Here is a 255-nt window from a genome sequence, read left to right on the forward strand (position 1 = left end):
AACTCTCGATACCAGCTTCGCGCACGCACGGCGTCGCCGAGCGTGCGCTTGATTACGGAGAAGACGGTCTCAGACAACGCTCTCTGGCCGTAGAGAGTCCCATCGATCCGCGCATTATGCGCGTGATCGATGGGACGGAACTCTCGATGCTTGATCAGCGGTCTTACGCCCTCTTCTCGGAGTTTCTCACGTAATCGTTGCCAATCGTAGCCTTTGTCGGCCGCGAGGCTGTGCAACTCGCCCGCGTTGCGGCGG

General features: G+C 60.0%; 1 protein-coding gene. It reads right to left on the bottom strand.

Annotation, left to right across the window (positions count from 1 at the left end; all coding sequences use genetic code 11):
• Window positions 1–255: transposase (locus ACJYUO_RS21905; RefSeq protein WP_494347413.1), on the bottom strand; the 255-nt coding region annotated here is incomplete at both ends.

Source organism: Natrinema sp. CRL1, assembly GCF_059162405.1.